A 16,418-nucleotide genomic window follows, 5' to 3' on the forward strand; every position below is an offset into this window, starting at 1 on the left:
GTTATTTGGTTTCCCCGGTAAGCAATGCTACCGGAAAAGATTTAAGCACCGCATCCAGCGGTAATTTTTTTTCTATACTAACATTTTCACCGGTAAATACATTGGTCCAGCTGGCAGGTGCATTTTCAGGAAGGGATAAAAATACATTTACTAACGCTTCTTCGCCTATATTGGCCAGCAGGGTATCCGACACCGGAGCGATCACCAGCGCCCACTTGTTTTCATACTGGCGGGCATATGCAATGATGCCAGATTCCCGGGATGTATTTAATGGCAGATAACTGCCATGCAGGAAAAGAGATGCCAGCCCTTGGCGGCATTGCAGTGCTTTCCAGGTTACGTACAATTTTTCCAGCCCTGCGTTCCTGTTGCTGGTAATGTAATTCAACAGCTCAGCAAACCCTTTTTTCTCCTGATCTTTTAGCACCTGTAACTGTTTTTTGTGCTCATTAAAATCCACCGGCCGCCGGTTATCCGGGTCTACATAACTGGTATTCCAGAGTTCGTTGCCCTGGTAAATATCGGGCACACCAGGCACCGTGATCTTCACCAGCACCTGCGTGAGTGAAAACAGTTGCGCATACCGTACAATCGTTTTGTAAAAGGGCAGAAAGCTGGATAAAAACCCATGCTCAGCCGACAATATCTTTTCAATAAAAAGGCAACCGGCCTCTTCATAAGCTTCATCAGGCCCCTGCCAGTTTGTATACAGCTTGGCTTCCCGCGCCGATTTTATAAAATAGGCCTGCAGGCGCTGGATGTACCGGGCATCCACCTGTTCATCTTCAGGGAAACCGGCGATCAGGGATTGATAAATAAAATATTCATCATGCAATGAGGGAAGCTGTTTGCCGTCTCTGGTCACTTTGCAACCGGCATTGAGTTGCCGCCACTGCTCTACCTGCTGTTGCCATTCCTTCACAAACCAGGTAAGCACATTTACCCGCAGGCGCCCGTCTTCCCCGCGTTTGGTATCGTGGGTCGACGTGGCGTTCAATGTCCAGGGATGTTGTTGCTGCCGTTGCAAGACCCATTGATGAAAATCGTTCACCGAATAATGATCTTTATCAGGCGTATCCCCTACTTCATTATGCCCTAACAGCGCATTATATACGTAAAAGGTCGTGTCTTCCACCCCTTTGGCGGTAAGCGGACCGGTAAATTGCATCAGCCGTTTTTGAAAAGCCAGCTTGCGTTTGTTAAGGTCCGCATCATTTTCTGCTACCGTCCACAACGATTCCAAATAATCCAGCGCTTCCTTTAACGTTGGTTCTCTTTGTACAGCCTCCTCAAAGGTTTGTCTCAGGATTTGCTTAGAAACAGCATCAACCGGTTGCCCCTCGGGATACAACCTGTACACGGGCAAACAACACATGAACAAACCCAGCGCCTGCTTCAATGCGTCGGTTTGCATCGTTTCAGGCACCAGCTGCAACCTGTATAACAAAGAGATCAGGTTGTACCATTCGCCGCCCATATACGCTTCCAGGAAGCGGCGTTTCTTTTCAAAGATGATATTCTTATATTCATCCAGTTCAGGAAACAAACTGCGGTAATAAGCCACCATTTCCTTTGCCCCGTTCGTATTGGTGAGTAACCAGTTCACCTGCGAGGTGAATTCATAACCGGTTGTACCCTGAATGGGCCAACTGGCGGGCAGCTGTTCATGTTGCTCGAGTATTTTTTCAACGATGATATAGCAATCTTCGCCCAGCAACTGCCGCAACCGGTTCAAATATTCGCCGGGATCCTGTAAGCCATCAATATGATCTATACGAACTCCATGAATGAGCTTTTGCTGATACAGGTTCTGCAACAGGTGATGATATTCATGAAAAACTTCTTCTGCCGAAATATTCAGCGCTATCAATTCATTTACCGCAAAAAAACGGCGGTAATTGATCAGTTGGTTCGCATCCTGCCACCAGCTCAACTGGTAATACTGTTGCTGTAAGATCGTTTGCAAGCGCCTGGTATCGGCATTTAGTAACGCAAGCGCCTGTTGAAGCGCTGCAGCCTGCGCCTCATTGGCCAGCACTGGTTTTATCAGGGATGATTTTATTTCCCGCCAGGAAGAAAGCGGCCAGCCCATCTTCGCCTCACCATACAGGTCCTGCACCAGTTTCTCTACTTCTGCAGGCGCCTGTTCGCTGCGCAGTACCGATAGCAGCGATTCATAGGCACTGACAGATAACGGATACCGGTTATCCATATACCGCACCAAAAAGCCGCCATCACAGATATCTAAACTAAGTTCCCCCGCTTCAAGACATTCATTAAAAGGTTTGCCTAAAAAAGGGGTCATCAGTTTTCCATGTAACGATGGGTCAGGGTGCTGCCAGTCAATATCAAACCATTTATAATAGGGAGAGTATACACCGCGCTCAAACACATCGGCCAGGCGCTGGTTGGTCATGGCATATACCATATGGTTGGGCACCACATCCTGTAACCAGGTCATATTACTTTTCCGCAACTCTGCAACGATCTGTTGCAACTGATCGAGCGTGCCAATTTCACTGTTCAGGGCATGTGAATCACAAACATCATAACCATGCATGCTGCCGGCTGGCGCGGCAAAGAACGGACTTGCATAAATAGTGGTAATGCCCAATTCGTGTAAATAAGATACTATATCGGCTACCTGTTTAAAATTAAATGCTGCATTCAGTTGTAGCCGGTAAGTTGATACAGGGATCATCATAAGCGAACTCCATTTTCTAACAGGTTAGGTAATCATTGATTGCTGTTTGTTTGTTCAAACACCAGGGCCGAATACGGGTTAATTGAAAATGCCTGAGCAGGTTGTACGACCTCCGGAGCCAGGCTTCCGGGTCCTTCCCATTTTTTATCGGAGGAATCAAAGATCTTTAACCCGGATTGCTCTAATTGTAAACTTTGCGCCTCCCTGCCAAAATTCAGGCAAATGGTCAACGCATCATAGTTGCCATGCCGTTCAAATTGCAACACATTGTTTTGAATGGTTATATTTCGCACGGCATCATTGCGCCGGAAATTTCTCAGGGCAGGTCTTTTTTTCCGGAAGGCGATGAGGTATTGATACAAATCCATCAAACCCGGCACTTCATTCAGCTTCCAGCTTAACTTCGATTGATTGAAAATGGCTTCATCCTGCGGATTGGGCACTTCTCCCTCCCAGTTAAAGGCGGCGAACTCTTTTCTGCGGCCTTCCACCAGGTTCTTGATCAATTCCGGATCGGAATGACTGGTAAAGAACTGGAAGGGATTTTTTTCGCCATATTCTTCCCCCATGAACAACAAAGGCACATGCGGCGATAACAACAGGGTGGCAGCAGCCAGCTTCAGCGCTTCTGGCGAAAGCGTCGTGCTGATGCGGTCGCCCAGCAAGCGGTTGCCTACCTGGTCGTGGTTTTGTACGAAGGCGATGCATTGATTATATAATGTATCAACGGGTTCTTTGCCAAAATATCGTTTACGGTGCACAGAGAACTGACCGGTATATACATAAGAGGTTTGCAGTGACTTTGCCAGCAATTCCAGGCCACCGAAATCTTCGTAATAGCCAGACCTTTCACCGGTAATTACAGCATGCAGGGCATGATGAAATTCGTCTACCCACTGCGCATCCATACCAAAGCCACCTTTTTCAACAGGAGTAATATAGCGGGGATTGTTCAGATCGAATTCTGCAATGAGGATCTTTCTTTTTTTGGTGCGTTGTTCCAGCAACCGAACCTGTTCGGTCAATTCTTCCATAATATGCAGTGCGCTGCTATCGAAGATGGCATGCACTGCATCGAGCCGCAGGGCGTCTATATGAAACTCATCGAGCCATAACAGCGCATTCTGGATGAAAAAATTCCGTACGCCGTCGCACCAGGCGCCGTCGAAATTTACCGACTGCCCCCAGAACAATTTGTATTTGTCTGAGAAATAAGGTCCAAAATCCGGTAAATAATTTCCTTCCGGACCCGCATGGTTATACACAACATCCAGAATGACAGCAATGCCGCGCTGATGTGCTTCGTTTACCAGCTGCTTCAGTTCGGCCGTTGTACCATAGGCATTGTGAATGGCAAAAGGATATACGCCATCATAGCCCCAATTATGATGACCAGGAAACTGGGCAATGGGCATAAGTTCAATAGCTGTAATTCCGAGCGATTGCAGGTGATCGAGCCTGGCAATGATGCCCTGAAAATTGCCTTCCGGGCTAAACGTGCCGGTATGCAATTCATAAATGATCATATCAGCCAGTTCAATGCCCTGCCAGGCAGAATCAGTCCAGTTAAAATTTTTATCAACGACTGCCGAGGGGCCATGAACGCCTTCCGGTTGCCATCGACTCGCGGGGTCGGGGCGCAGCAGGTCATCATTCAATTTATACCGGTATTGCATACCTGGAGTTACATGGTCTACTTTCACACACCAATAGCCCGCTTCATCTTTGACCATAGGCCATGTAACTTCAGGTGATGCATTTACAACCACACTAACCGAACTGCACGTGGGCGCCCATACACAAAAGGTGCATTGCCCGTTTTTATCAAGTGACGCTCCGATAGGTAAATAGGTGTTATTCAATGTTTATTAGCAATTTTATATTTAAAGATAGATGCCAGTTTACAAAGGCGCCGGCAACTCGCACCATTTATTCACTCCAAGGATCCAGGACCACCTTCACGCAATTGTCTTCTTTCTTTTTAAACATGGAATAGCCATCCGAAACACTTGTCAGCGGCAGCCTGTGCGTGATGATATCATCCAGGGTCACTTTTCCTTCTTTTACATAGGTCAGTAAAGTGTCAATATACCGGTGGGCCGGCGCCTGTCCGCCCCGCAGGGTAAGTCCCTTATCAAAGAACTGCCCCACCGGAAAATTGTCATACGTTACCGGGTAAACGCCCAACACGGGTACAATTCCATTCCTGCGCACGGCGCTCATACACGCTTCCAACACCTTCGACGAACCTTTTTCAAAATTGACCACAGCCTTCGCCCGGTCAAGCACCGTCCGCTCCGGCTCAAAGCCCACCGCTTCTATGCAAACATCTGCTCCTCGGCCTTCTGTATAGGCGCGTATTGTTTCAATGGCATTGCGGCCATCATTATCATCCCACAATATGGTTTCTGCATTGGCGGCTTTGCGGGCCATATCGAGCCGGTACTGTAAAGTGTCAACGATCAGCACCCGGCCGGCTCCCCGCAACCAGGCAGCTTTCGCAGCCATGATACCTACGGGACCTGCGCCAAATATGGCTACTGTTTCACCGCCTTTCACTTCCCCCCAATCAACTCCTGTATAGCCGGTGGGAAAAATATCGGTGAGGAACAATACCTGTTCATCGCTAAGATTATCCGGCACTAACCGGGGACCAACGTCGGCATAGGGCACCCGCACGTATTGTGCCTGTCCGCCATCATATCCACCATATAGATCTGTATAACCGAAGAGGGCGCCGCCTTTTTCTTTGAGTATGCCGCCCTCAGGACCATAGTGATCGGGATTGCTGTGCTCACAATTACTGGGATAGCCATGGCTGCAGAAGAAACAATTTCCACAGGCAATGGGAAAAGGCACTACCACCCGGTCGCCCTTCTTTAATTTGGTGATCGATTTACCGGTCTCTTCCACGATACCCATAAACTCATGCCCCAATACCATGGGCCGTGGTTGCGGAATGCCCCCTGAATAAATATGCAGATCAGACCCGCAGATAGCGGTTGCCGTTACTTTCAATATAATATCCCGATGATCTTTAATGACCGGGTCTGGTACCGTATCACAGGTTACCATACCAGGCCCATGTATCACTGCTGCTTTCATATTATTTCCTTTTCTCGTTTGCCGGTTCCTGTTTTTTAGCCATATTCTCCGCTGCTGCCTTATCAGGCATCATGTTGCTCATAGCCACATTCAACTTGTTCTTCAATCCTGAGATCACCATATCGTCGCCGCGCATCAGTGCTTCATAACCATCTTCAGCCACCTTCGCCGGATCATCGAGTTTGCCTTCCTGTACTATTTTCGAATCTTCCATTTCTGCCTTTCTAAAGAAGTCGGTATCAGTTGCGCCAGGTAAGAGGGCTGTAAGGGTGACGCCGGTATCTTTCACTTCATTGCGTACCCCTTCAGTGAAAGACTGTACAAATGCTTTTGTTCCGTGATATACCGATTGCCATGGCCCCGGCGCCTTACTGGCAATGGAAGACAGGTTCAGTATCTTACCATCGCCTCTTTGCAACATGTCTTGCAGAAATAATTTGGTAAGCACTACCAGCGAGCAAATGTTCAACTGAATGATGTCTAGCTCGCGGTAAATGTCTGTTTCGGCAAACTGGCCGTATTGTCCCTGCCCGGCGTTGTTCACCAGAATGTCAACCACCCAACCTCTTTCCTTGATCTCATCATATAATTCAAATGCACTTTCCTTCAGAAAAAGGTCTTTCACCATAGTGATCACTTCCACGCCCAAAGGCGCTAATTCCCTGGCCGTTATCGCCAGTTCGTTCTCGTCCCGGGCTACGATGATCAGGTTATGCCCCCGTTGCGCAAAGATCTTTGCCAGCTCATAACCAATGCCCATTGTACCGCCCGTTATCAGCGTGTAGGTTATGTTTCTTTCCATAACAATTTTTTTGAGTAAATAAATACCCGGTAAACGATGGTGTATGCGGAGAATTTTGCTTCTCCACCTGCTACCGGGCCTGTTCGGTTATAACCAGAGAGTAATAAAACGATTGAATCTGTAGCCATTGCGGCAAACGATATGCCATGGAGCGGGCGTTCACAGGTTGACAAGTTGGCCTCATGATATATTAATCTAGCTTATATGTCAACTGATTTGTTACAGGTCCTAAGCCGGTCCATCAACTGAGCCGGCTGCCTTCAACAATTAGTTGTCTGCTTAAAACGAAAGGAACCGCCCATGCGGGTAGTTCCTTTATTAATAACTTAAACCATCAAATTTTACTGCACGATCAACTTTTGGGTTTGATTGGTATTACCATTTTTGATCCTGACAAGGTAAGTCCCGGCCTTTAAAAATGCGGGTTCTATGGTATATCGCATACCAGTGGTACTCGTCTCCATAACTTTGGCGCCTTCAATGGTAAATAAAGTGATAGTTGTTTTATCGTTTCCATTATTGATGAAATCGAGCGTGACCTGTTTGTTCAGGGGTGCAGGATTGGGAAATACCTGCATTTTCACCAGATTGCTTTTACCCGTAATGCGCGTAGCTGGTACATCATGGTTGCAGTACTTCGACCAGTCAATGCCTACTGAAGCTTCGCGTTGGCCTTCGGTTCTGGCCGAGGAAAGGGTTGCTGAATTATACCAGCGGGTGTTTACACTGGCCGTTCCGGTTACGCCGGTCCCCAACCGCAAGCGGTAGTCATAATGGGCTTTTCGGGTGGCTTCCCCATTGTATATATAATCCGTATTTGTAATAACAGCGATCACTACCCCATTCGCCGGCGCGGCTGGCAGGTTCAGCGTGCAAGCGCCGCTCGACACGGGTTGACTGTAAACGGGCACTCCCGCGGTGGTGCGGTAAACGAGCTGACAGTTCATGTTGGCTCCTATTGGTTCAAAATTAACAGTCACCGCATTACCGGTAACGGTAAGGGGTATCTGGTTGGCACCCGACCATCCCGGTAAAGTAACAGGGTCAGGTGTGAGCAACCCATTATTATTCGTTGTTTTTACATAAGGAGTGGCGATCCATACAGGCGGATTCATCCACGCCGGTTGCCATTCGGCTCCAATGGATTGCCCAAAGTGCGCATTCAATAAAGCCAGGATGGCATTGTTCCACGGACCAAAATCAACCAGCGCCTGCCTGGCCCGGTATTCGGTGATCAGGCGGCGGGTTTGCGCAGCGCCAATACCAGATGCAATACCCTGTAATACCCGGCCAGGCGCATTCCGCCAGATCCAGGGAACGGCCCCGTCGCCCAATACATTACCCAGGAAGGTCGGGAAAGAACTACTGTACTGGTGGCCACCTAAATAAGTGCGCCAGGTACAGATCTGCTGATTGCCATTGAACATGTTGACGCCTTCAGCCGATGGACCACCAAAGCTGCCGTCCTGCAACCAGCCACTGTAACATTCAATGGGCATAAAGGGCGCAATGAAATCGGTTCCATTCAGATCGCCCATGGAACTGAAATTGTTACTCCGCCGGGCGTCTGCTGTTTGCTGCAGCCAAACATTGCCGCCTTCATGGAACCAGGCCGATTGTTTTACGCCGGGCAGGTCGGCCAGCAACGCATGTATCCCTTCATGTACCATAGCGCCTTTTTGAAATTCCCGGTCGCTGTAGGTACAGGCAGGGTTAAAACTATAAATAGGGTAATAAGAAGCCAGGATCATTGGCCAGCTGCGACCATTATAATTAATGGCGCTTTGCCAGCCGCCCAGCGCGGTATTGGGTGCATTATCGGTACAAAGCCCGGAGCCGTATAAATACACCGAGCTGCGGTAACCATTTTTAGCACGCAGGTCGGGCGGCCAACCCATTTGATCGCGGAAGTAGGCAAAATCGGTATTCAGGCGCGCCAGCAAAGGTGTGATGGCATTGGCGGTCACAAGGGAATTCTTATTCGGCCCCCACCGGAAACACCACCAGTTCGATGACTGGGTGCCTACTACCTGCGGACAATCATCTAAAACATTTGCAGGTACAGGTAAGCCGGGAAATTCATCCCTGAAATTATAGCTGATGGTGGGTGAATAGGCCGGCCAGGTATATGGGTCGCCATTGCCACCGCCGCCACCTGTAACAGTACCCATTACACGCCATTCGAGTATACCGGTACTTTGCGTGCTATTAAGCATCGTAACACGCAGGCGCGTGGTGTTGATATTGTTTATTGCCAGTGTATTAAATGCATTGGTAGCCAGCGGTATATTGCCAAGATTCACCCAGGCCGATCCGTTCCAGTATTCTGCATAGGCCGTGGTGGGTGTTAACACGCCACCCCCATCATTGAACCAATATAACTCAATTGAACTCACCGTGCAGGTTTGCGGCCAGTCGTATTGTACCCATTGCAGGGAATTGGGATTGTTCCAGTTGCCATAAGCCCCGTTCGACTTGTCGTTCGAGCTAGCAGGAGTATATCCATCGTTCAGCGCCGTGATGGTTTCCCAGGGCGACACATACGAAGTGGAAGGCGTTGCCAGTGGGGCAATGTTCGTTTGGGCGCGCGCCAGCATCCCGCATAGGCACGCGACGATCAGAGAAAATTGAATTTTCTTCATACAATAAAGTTTTAAGTGAAAAAGAAAAAACTGAAGCTTTCTAATAGAAGAGTGAGAGGGGATATCTTCTGGCAGCAATCATACCGGCCACAAATATACCAGATCGGGAAAAGATGGGATATTCAGAAATTAACGCGTTATAGATTAATAATAGCTTGTGCTGTTTCGTAGCTTATGTTATACGCCTGCTGCTTCTGTCCCCCAATAAAAAAAGCTCCACTTTCATGGAGCCTTTTATGAATGTTTGAAATACAATTACTCAATCCGGATGGACTTTGAGCGCTGTTTTGACTTTTCATTCTTGGGCAGGGTCACATGTAATATTCCATTTTCATAATGCGCCGATACCTTATCAGTGTCGATCGCATCATTTAAATGAAAACTGCGGCTGAAAGAGCGCTTCCGGTATTCCTGCCGTAGCCATCCTTCGTTTGATTCTTTTTCTTCTTTCTTTTCTTCAAATGAAATGGTAAGCATATCACCCGAAATGTTCAGCTGAAGATCTTCTTTGCGTAAACCGGGTGCTACCAGCTCCATTTCATACGAGCCTTCGGTTTCCTTTAAATTGACGGGCACCTTACGATCTATATCACCGCTAAAACCCCAGAAAGAATCATCAAAGAAGCGCGATAAATTGTTTTGGAAGATCTGATCAACTACACTTCCAAAATTAGCGGGCTGTCGGCCGCTATCTCTTTTCATGATGTTTGTCATAACTTCCTCCTTTTAACAAAAAGGTTTATAATATGGTTACAATTACCAACAGGCTGCCATACCTGCCGGATCCTATTTTCAAAAAATTATAAACGGGTTATCGTCCTGATCTTTTTTACGGATGCTCCGGATAAAGTGACCGGTATAATACTTAATGGGCATCCAAAACTGATTGTACCAATTGCTTAATCGGTTCCTCATAATTAATTACATAATAAGCGATCATACAATAAGTTTTTCTGAACAATTTCTTTTAAACACCTGGACCGGTACCTGTGGAGGCTTTAATACGATGCGGCTGTAAAGCCGGTTAGCAATGAATTTGTTTGTCATGGTTTTATGTTTTTGAATGGTTTAATAAACAAAAGCATAAAAAGAATAACAACCATAAACCCTTTTTCAAGCAATATGCCAGCCGGCGGGCAGCTTAAAATTTGTCATTTTTTATGCAGGAAATGCAGCCGCCAAAAAGGATCCATTGAAATTTTGGCAGGTATTCCTCACCTAATCAATGAGTTATTAAAGCCTTTTCTGTTGGCGCCCGGGTTTTAGTCTGGCAGACCGCCCTTTTTCTACCTTGGGTCTGATTTCAGGTAATACTCCTACATTTGCAGCCTTTAAATTAGGAGAGTGCATCATAAATGCCCGGGTACATTCGTTAATACCAGCTCAGTTACAATGAGTTCTGTATTAAATGGTCTTTTCGCCGGAAAGCCTGCAAAATCTTTGATCCTGCAGGCGACCGGGTGTAAACAGGCGTTTATAGAAAACTTTTATAAAAAATCCTTCATCCCTTAATTTTACAGCTTATTATCACTGCCTATGCCGCAAGATAAAAACCGTCAGTTCCTGGATTTTGAAAAACCGATCAAAGATCTTTTTGATGATATAGAAGGCTTGAAGCAAAAGGCCGAGAAGAGTAAACTTGATCTCACTGACCCTATTAAGAAACTGGAAGAAAGAGTGCTGGAGACCCGTAAGGCCATTACGCAAAACCTTACGCCCTGGCAAAAAGTGCAGCTGAGCCGCCATCCCGACCGTCCCTATACCATGAAATATATTTCCAAATTGACCACTGATTTCGTGGAGCTGTTTGGAGACCGGAATGTGAAAGATGATAAAGCCATGGTGGGTGGTTTCGCCTCCCTCGATGGTCAAACGGTTATGATGATCGGTCAGCAGAAAGGGATCAATACCAAGGCACGCCAGTTGCGTAATTTTGGTATGGCCAATCCGGAAGGCTACCGTAAGGCCCTGCGCCTGATGAAACTGGCTGAAAAGTTCAATAAACCGGTTATCACCCTCATCGATACGCCCGGCGCCTACCCAGGTCTCGAAGCGGAAGAAAGGGGACAGGGGGAGGCCATCGCCCGTAATATTTATGAGATGATGAGGCTGAAAGTGCCGGTAATATGTGTCATCATTGGCGAAGGCGCTTCCGGTGGGGCCATGGGCATTGGGGTGGGCGACAGAGTGTTCATGCTCGAGAATACCTGGTACACCGTTATTTCGCCTGAAAGCTGCAGCTCTATTCTCTGGCGTAGCTGGGATCAGAAGGAAAAAGCAGCCGAACAGTTAAAACTCACTGCCGATTATATGTATGAATTTGGATTAATTGATGGTATTATTCCCGAACCAGTAGGCGGCGCCCACTGGGACTATGATGAAGCTGCCGCTTTATTAAAGCCATACCTCATTAACACCATCAAAGAGCTGAAACAGATGGATCCCGAAGAGCGTGTTCGAAAGCGGATCGATAAGTTTAACAAGATGGGCTTCTGGGATGAATTACCAGCTTAAATGCCCTGAGTGAACCGCGAACGGTCCTGTGCGAAAGGAGCGAGCGCCGAATAATGGCGTAAGCGGATATGAAGATCCGGTACAATACCGATCAAACTTTTTTATAACCAGCTTTCAGCGCCCTGTTCGGCACCTGTTGTGTCACTCACTTGTTACACCTTATCATTACTCAGCTGTTTCCAAATTTAAACGACCTTCCGCCTGGCGGACTGGTTCAACCAAAAATATGCCCCGATAGCTATCGGGATTCAATCTAAAAATTATGTCCCTTCGTCAATCATTATATGGCACCGGCGTGGCGCTGGTCACCCCGTTTAAATCAAATTCTGAAGTAGATCTCGATGCTTTAAGTAAAATAATAGATTTTGTTATCAATGGCGGCGCTGAATATGTGGTCACGCTCGGTACAACCGGCGAAACGCCCTGCCTCAGTAAAGAAGAAAAGATCGCCATCATCCGCTTCACCTATGAAAAAGTGAACAACCGCATTCCCGTGGTGGTAGGCATCGGCGGCAACAATACGCCCGAAGTAATAAAAGAACTGGAAACTTTTCCTTTAGATAGAGCCACCGCTGTTCTAAGCGCCAGCCCCTATTACAACAAACCTTCACAGGAAGGTATTTTTCTGCATTATAAAGCTCTGGCTGCCGCTTCACCCAAACCGATCCTGTTGTATAATGTACCGGGCCGTACCGGTCGCAATATGACCGCTGCCACTACCCTGCGCCTTGCCAATGAAGTGGACAATATCGGTGGTATTAAAGAGGCCAGCGGCGATATGGCTCAGTGTATGCAGATCCTGCGCGACCGCCCCGAGAACTTTTTGGTAGTAAGCGGCGACGATGCGCTGGTATTACCACAAATAGCCTGTGGTATGGATGGCGTTATCAGTGTTGCAGCCAATGCCTTCCCGCAGCAATTTACCCATATGGTACGCCAGTGCCTGAAAGGCGATTTTAAAGCAGCCAAATCATTGAACGATGTGCTGATTGATGCGTACGATCTCATGTTTGCTGAAAATAACCCCGCAGGGGTAAAAGCGTTCATGACTGAACTGGAATTATTAGAGAACAATCTTCGTTTACCAATGGTGCCGCTCAGTGAGGGATTGCATGAAAAAGTGAGATCTTTTCTGAAAAACGCTTAACGGTAAGCCTTAGCGCGAAACACAAAATATCAAAGCCAAACAGGGAGCATTATATGTATTCCTGTTTGGCTTTTCTTATTTATTTGCCGATTGCCGGTTGGTATTGTGGATTGTGTATTAAGATAAGGATTGCCTATTGCCTATTGCTATTGCCTGTTGCTTATTGTCTATTGCCAATTGCCTATTGCCCGTTGTCTATTGCCCTTGCCAGTTGCTTGTTGCTTTGGCGTATTGTCAATTGCTTATTGCCTATTGTCTATTGCCCGTGCCAGTTGCTTACTGCCGATTTAGATTGCTTTTGGCGGTTGCTTATTGCCTATTGCCAATTGCATGTTGCTTATTGTCTATTGCCAATTGCCAATTGCCCGTTGTCTATTGTCCATTGCCTATTGCCCGTTGTCTATTGCTTCCTAGGAATGGCTCTGAAAGTAACCCCCTCCAATGCCAGACTGGTATCAGGAAACACTTCGCAGGCCTCCTCTTCAAACACTTCCAGCTTATCGTATTTCGAGCTGAAATGCCCGATGAGCAAGCGCCCTACTTTAGCCTGTTTGGCTATGCAGGCAGCCTGCGTGGTGGTGGAGTGAAAACGCAGCGCGGCCCTTTTATCCAGTTCTTTCAGGTAAGTGGTCTCATGGTATAAGAGATCAACCCCCTGAAATTTTTCTATTAGCGACTCGTCAAAGATGGTATCGGCGCTATAAGCATATGATAAGGGCTTTGCACCCGGGTTGGTCACCCATTCGTTCTTTATCAGTTCACCATTCTTATTGGTATAATCTTCTCCCCATTTTAGCCGGTCGTAAAAAGCTGCGGGCACACCATGTTCAATGGCCTTCTCGGGGTTTACCCGCCGGGGCGCCCTTACCTGGTCGAACCGGAAACCCCAGCAGGGAATACGGTGTTTGGTGGCAAAACTGGTTACTTTGAACTTGTCGTTCTGAACGATCACGCCCTCACTCTCCAGCGGATGAAAATGCAGCGTGTATGGTAATACATTCGAAGCGGCTTCCAACTGTAGGTCGAGTATTTGCTTTAACGGTGCCGGGGCATACAAATGCAGCTCATGCTCACGATGCAGCAAACCCATACTATGTAAAAAACCGGGCAAACCGAAATAGTGATCGCCGTGCAGGTGCGAGATGAAAATATAATTGATGCGCGACCAGCGAATGCGGTATTTGGCCAACTGCTGTTGGGTTCCCTCTCCACAATCTACCAGGAATAAATTGTCATCCAACGTCACTACCTGCGACGTGGGATGCCGGTCATAGGCCGGCAGGGCAGAATTATTTCCCAGGATCGTTACAGCCAGCATTCAATTTGTTAAGTAGTTATCATTTTGTTTAAGACGGCACTATAAGTCATTCTGCTGCATTTCATTACACAAATTTACGCAATAGCCTGCAACACCGCTCACCTGCTATTATCTATTACTTGCTTCTTATTATATAATACTAACATGGCCCCTTGTAGCTGGTACCACTCTTGGCCTGTTGATTTTATAACGTAAATCAATACCGCCGGATTGTATTTACGATATCAGCCAGGTAGCTTTTACCAAATAAATTCAAATGGATCAGCAGCGGATATAAATTGCATACTTCCCATTGCTGCAGGTAGTTGGCTGGAAGCGAAAAATGGTACTGGTAACTCTCATAGAACAGACGGTCAAAACCGCCAAACAAGGTAGTCATAGCCAGGTCCATACTACGGTGGCCATAATATACTGCCGGATCGATCAAAACTGGCCTCTGCTGTTCGTCACATAAAAAATTCCCGCTCCACAGATCGCCATGTAACAGGGAAGCTGGTTCAGCCGGGAAGATGGCAGGCAGTTGCTGATATAATTTTTCAAAGCGGCTGGCTAAAGCCGGTTCCAGCAAATGATGGTCCACAGCCAGTTTTACCTGTGGTTGCAGCCGTTTCTGGATAAAAAAATCCACCCAGCTAGCGGCAGGTTCATTGCATTGCGGTAAAGCGCCCATATAATTATCAGTGGGCAGTCCAAACTGCTTTTGCTGTACATGGTGCAGTGCGGCCAGTTGCTCCCCAAAAGCGGTCCAGAAGGCTTCGGTTCGCAAGCCCTGTTCTATCCACTCCAGCAATAATACCTGGTTGTCGCCGGTACGGCCGGTAGCTATTACCTGCGGTATGCGGATCACTTGCTGACTGGCCAGTAATTCCAATCCGGCCTGCTCTGCTTCGAACATTCCCGGAAAGGATGAAAACTTATTGATCTTACACAGAAATTTTTTACCAGGGCTATTAATGCGGTAGGTATGATTGATCGAGCCACCCCCCAGGGGCGTAAAATGCAGGTCGGCTCCTTCATTCAATAATTGTTTTATAAATGATTGCAGGGATGCAGTAAGCATGCATATCTTGTTACCTGTTCAGAGCAAAGTTTACCGTTTTCGACTCCGGTTTATCATTGGCGTTTTGCCTTTTCCAGCGCCCATTTCTGGTTTCGGCTTACAGTTCAACGTGTGACCTAAGAAAGCAATTCTTTACATTCATTCAATAACCGCTCTCTGTTTACGGCCGCCGTGCCCACTTCCTCGCACACCAATCCGCCGGCTATATTTGCAACCTCAGCCATCAGGTCAATTCGCCTGGTAGCGGCATAGATCAAGGAGGCTACGGCTATTACCGTATCGCCGGCCCCGGATACATCTGCTATATTCCGTAAGTGCGAAGGAATGATCTTAGCTGTACTGTTCTCCTGGTAAAACACGCCTTTCTCCGACAGGGTGATAAAAGAAATGGCATGACTTAACTTTTTCTGCAATTGCTGATGTATATCGTTCAGGGTAGCCAGGTTAACATCCTCGATCAACAGGTTGAGCCCGTCTTTTACTTCTTTCAGGTTCGGTTTGAATATGTCCACTCCCTGGTAGGAAAAGAAATTTTTTCGTTTAGGATCTACGGTGGTGATCACCCCATGTTGTTTGCACAGGGCAGTCACTTCTTTGATCACGCGCTCCGTTAGCACTCCTTTATTATAATCTTCAAAAATGATCACCTGCGGTTGCTCACTGGTGATGTACTGGCGCACTTTTTCGATCAGGGCATTTTCATCATGCGCACTCAGGTCTTTCGTGATCTCCGCATCCAGCCGCATCATTTGCTGGTTCCGGCTGATAATGCGCGTTTTGGCAGTGGTTATGCGTGAAGGCTGCTGGGCGATCCACGCAGTATTGATTTGATTTTCGTTGAAAAGTTCTATTAGGGTACCGCCATTTTCATCATTACCCATTACTGATAATATTGAAACCTGTGCACCGAGCGCAGCCAGGTTCAGCGCCACGTTACCGGCGCCCCCAATGCGATATTCTTTTTTATCAAGCGCTACCACGGGTACGGGTGCTTCCGGCGAAATTCTATCCACATGCCCCCACCAGTAAATATCCAGCATCACATCTCCAATTACCCCTGCTTTTATATCCGAGAAGCCGTCAAACAGTTTGTCAAAATCTATCTTACTCATAATTTCTCAAATTT

Annotated in this window: 12 protein-coding genes; 2 read left to right on the forward strand and 10 right to left on the reverse strand. The window is 47.2% G+C overall.

The window, feature by feature from the left end:
• Nucleotide 1: 1 nt before the first annotated feature.
• The 7 genes from treY to JT717_RS22525 all read right to left on the reverse strand — a co-directional run bounded on the left by treY (nt 2) and on the right by JT717_RS22525 (nt 9,967).
• Nucleotides 2-2,704 (reverse strand): malto-oligosyltrehalose synthase, encoded by a 2,703-nt coding sequence (gene treY, locus JT717_RS22495; protein WP_205513295.1) that lies wholly within the window; start codon nt 2,702-2,704, stop codon nt 2-4.
• Nucleotides 2,705-2,736: 32 nt separating this feature from the next.
• Nucleotides 2,737-4,566: a malto-oligosyltrehalose trehalohydrolase gene (gene treZ, locus JT717_RS22500; protein WP_205513296.1), complete on the reverse strand. Its 1,830-nt coding sequence runs from the start codon at nt 4,564-4,566 to the stop codon at nt 2,737-2,739.
• Between the two features lie 67 nt (nt 4,567-4,633).
• Nucleotides 4,634-5,809, reverse strand: coding sequence for a zinc-dependent alcohol dehydrogenase (locus JT717_RS22505; protein ID WP_205513297.1), 1,176 nt, complete (start codon nt 5,807-5,809; stop codon nt 4,634-4,636).
• A gap of 1 nt (nt 5,810) precedes the next feature.
• Nucleotides 5,811-6,611: an SDR family NAD(P)-dependent oxidoreductase gene (locus tag JT717_RS22510; protein ID WP_205513298.1), complete on the reverse strand. Its 801-nt coding sequence runs from the start codon at nt 6,609-6,611 to the stop codon at nt 5,811-5,813.
• Nucleotides 6,596-6,739 (reverse strand): hypothetical protein, encoded by a 144-nt coding sequence (locus JT717_RS22515; protein WP_205513299.1) that lies wholly within the window; start codon nt 6,737-6,739, stop codon nt 6,596-6,598. Before JT717_RS22515 ends, JT717_RS22510 begins: the two co-directional genes overlap by 16 nt.
• Before the next feature lie 213 nt (nt 6,740-6,952).
• The gene (locus JT717_RS22520) at nt 6,953-9,253 is read right to left on the reverse strand and encodes a T9SS type A sorting domain-containing protein (protein ID WP_205513300.1); all 2,301 of its coding nucleotides are present in this window, start codon (nt 9,251-9,253) and stop codon (nt 6,953-6,955) included.
• 255 nt (nt 9,254-9,508) lie between these two features.
• Nucleotides 9,509-9,967, reverse strand: coding sequence for an Hsp20/alpha crystallin family protein (locus tag JT717_RS22525; protein WP_205513301.1), 459 nt, complete (start codon nt 9,965-9,967; stop codon nt 9,509-9,511).
• A gap of 822 nt (nt 9,968-10,789) precedes the next feature.
• On the opposite strand from JT717_RS22525, the gene JT717_RS22530 reads away from it, so the two are divergent.
• Both JT717_RS22530 and dapA read left to right on the forward strand, forming a co-directional pair.
• Entirely contained in the window at nt 10,790-11,767 is a 978-nt protein-coding gene (locus JT717_RS22530) for an acetyl-CoA carboxylase carboxyltransferase subunit alpha (RefSeq protein ID WP_205513302.1), read from the forward strand.
• Nucleotides 11,768-12,029: 262 nt separating this feature from the next.
• Nucleotides 12,030-12,914 carry a 4-hydroxy-tetrahydrodipicolinate synthase gene (gene dapA, locus JT717_RS22535; RefSeq protein ID WP_205513303.1) on the forward strand — a complete coding sequence of 295 codons (885 nt, stop codon included), beginning with the start codon at nt 12,030-12,032 and terminating at the stop codon, nt 12,912-12,914.
• A gap of 400 nt (nt 12,915-13,314) precedes the next feature.
• Here dapA and JT717_RS22540 read toward each other — a convergent pair whose 3' ends face one another.
• The 3 genes from JT717_RS22540 to JT717_RS22550 all read right to left on the reverse strand — a co-directional run bounded on the left by JT717_RS22540 (nt 13,315) and on the right by JT717_RS22550 (nt 16,404).
• Nucleotides 13,315-14,232 carry a ribonuclease Z gene (locus JT717_RS22540; RefSeq protein WP_205513304.1) on the reverse strand — a complete coding sequence of 306 codons (918 nt, stop codon included), beginning with the start codon at nt 14,230-14,232 and terminating at the stop codon, nt 13,315-13,317.
• Between the two features lie 196 nt (nt 14,233-14,428).
• Nucleotides 14,429-15,292: a fructosamine kinase family protein gene (locus tag JT717_RS22545; protein WP_205513305.1), complete on the reverse strand. Its 864-nt coding sequence runs from the start codon at nt 15,290-15,292 to the stop codon at nt 14,429-14,431.
• A 116-nt stretch (nt 15,293-15,408) separates the two neighbouring features.
• Entirely contained in the window at nt 15,409-16,404 is a 996-nt protein-coding gene (locus tag JT717_RS22550) for a bifunctional heptose 7-phosphate kinase/heptose 1-phosphate adenyltransferase (RefSeq protein WP_205513306.1), read from the reverse strand.
• Between the last annotated feature and the right edge of the window lie 14 nt (nt 16,405-16,418).

Source organism: Longitalea arenae (assembly GCF_016924755.1).
Lineage (GTDB): Bacteria > Bacteroidota > Bacteroidia > Chitinophagales > Chitinophagaceae > Niastella > Niastella arenae.

Bases quoted from the DNA above. Each gene is read 5' to 3' on its own strand.
- treY (WP_205513295.1), bottom strand. From the start codon at position 2,704: ATGATGATCCCTGTATCAACTTACCGGCTACAACTGAATGCAGCATTT.
- JT717_RS22505 (WP_205513297.1), bottom strand. From the start codon at position 5,809: ATGAAAGCAGCAGTGATACATGGGCCTGGTATGGTAACCTGTGATACG.
- JT717_RS22510 (WP_205513298.1), bottom strand. From the start codon at position 6,611: ATGGAAAGAAACATAACCTACACGCTGATAACGGGCGGTACAATGGGC.
- JT717_RS22515 (WP_205513299.1), bottom strand. From the start codon at position 6,739: ATGGCTACAGATTCAATCGTTTTATTACTCTCTGGTTATAACCGAACA.
- JT717_RS22520 (WP_205513300.1), bottom strand. From the start codon at position 9,253: ATGAAGAAAATTCAATTTTCTCTGATCGTCGCGTGCCTATGCGGGATG.
- JT717_RS22525 (WP_205513301.1), bottom strand. From the start codon at position 9,967: ATGACAAACATCATGAAAAGAGATAGCGGCCGACAGCCCGCTAATTTT.
- JT717_RS22530 (WP_205513302.1), top strand. From the start codon at position 10,790: ATGCCGCAAGATAAAAACCGTCAGTTCCTGGATTTTGAAAAACCGATC.
- dapA (WP_205513303.1), top strand. From the start codon at position 12,030: ATGTCCCTTCGTCAATCATTATATGGCACCGGCGTGGCGCTGGTCACC.
- JT717_RS22540 (WP_205513304.1), bottom strand. From the start codon at position 14,232: ATGCTGGCTGTAACGATCCTGGGAAATAATTCTGCCCTGCCGGCCTAT.
- JT717_RS22545 (WP_205513305.1), bottom strand. From the start codon at position 15,292: ATGCTTACTGCATCCCTGCAATCATTTATAAAACAATTATTGAATGAA.
- JT717_RS22550 (WP_205513306.1), bottom strand. From the start codon at position 16,404: ATGAGTAAGATAGATTTTGACAAACTGTTTGACGGCTTCTCGGATATA.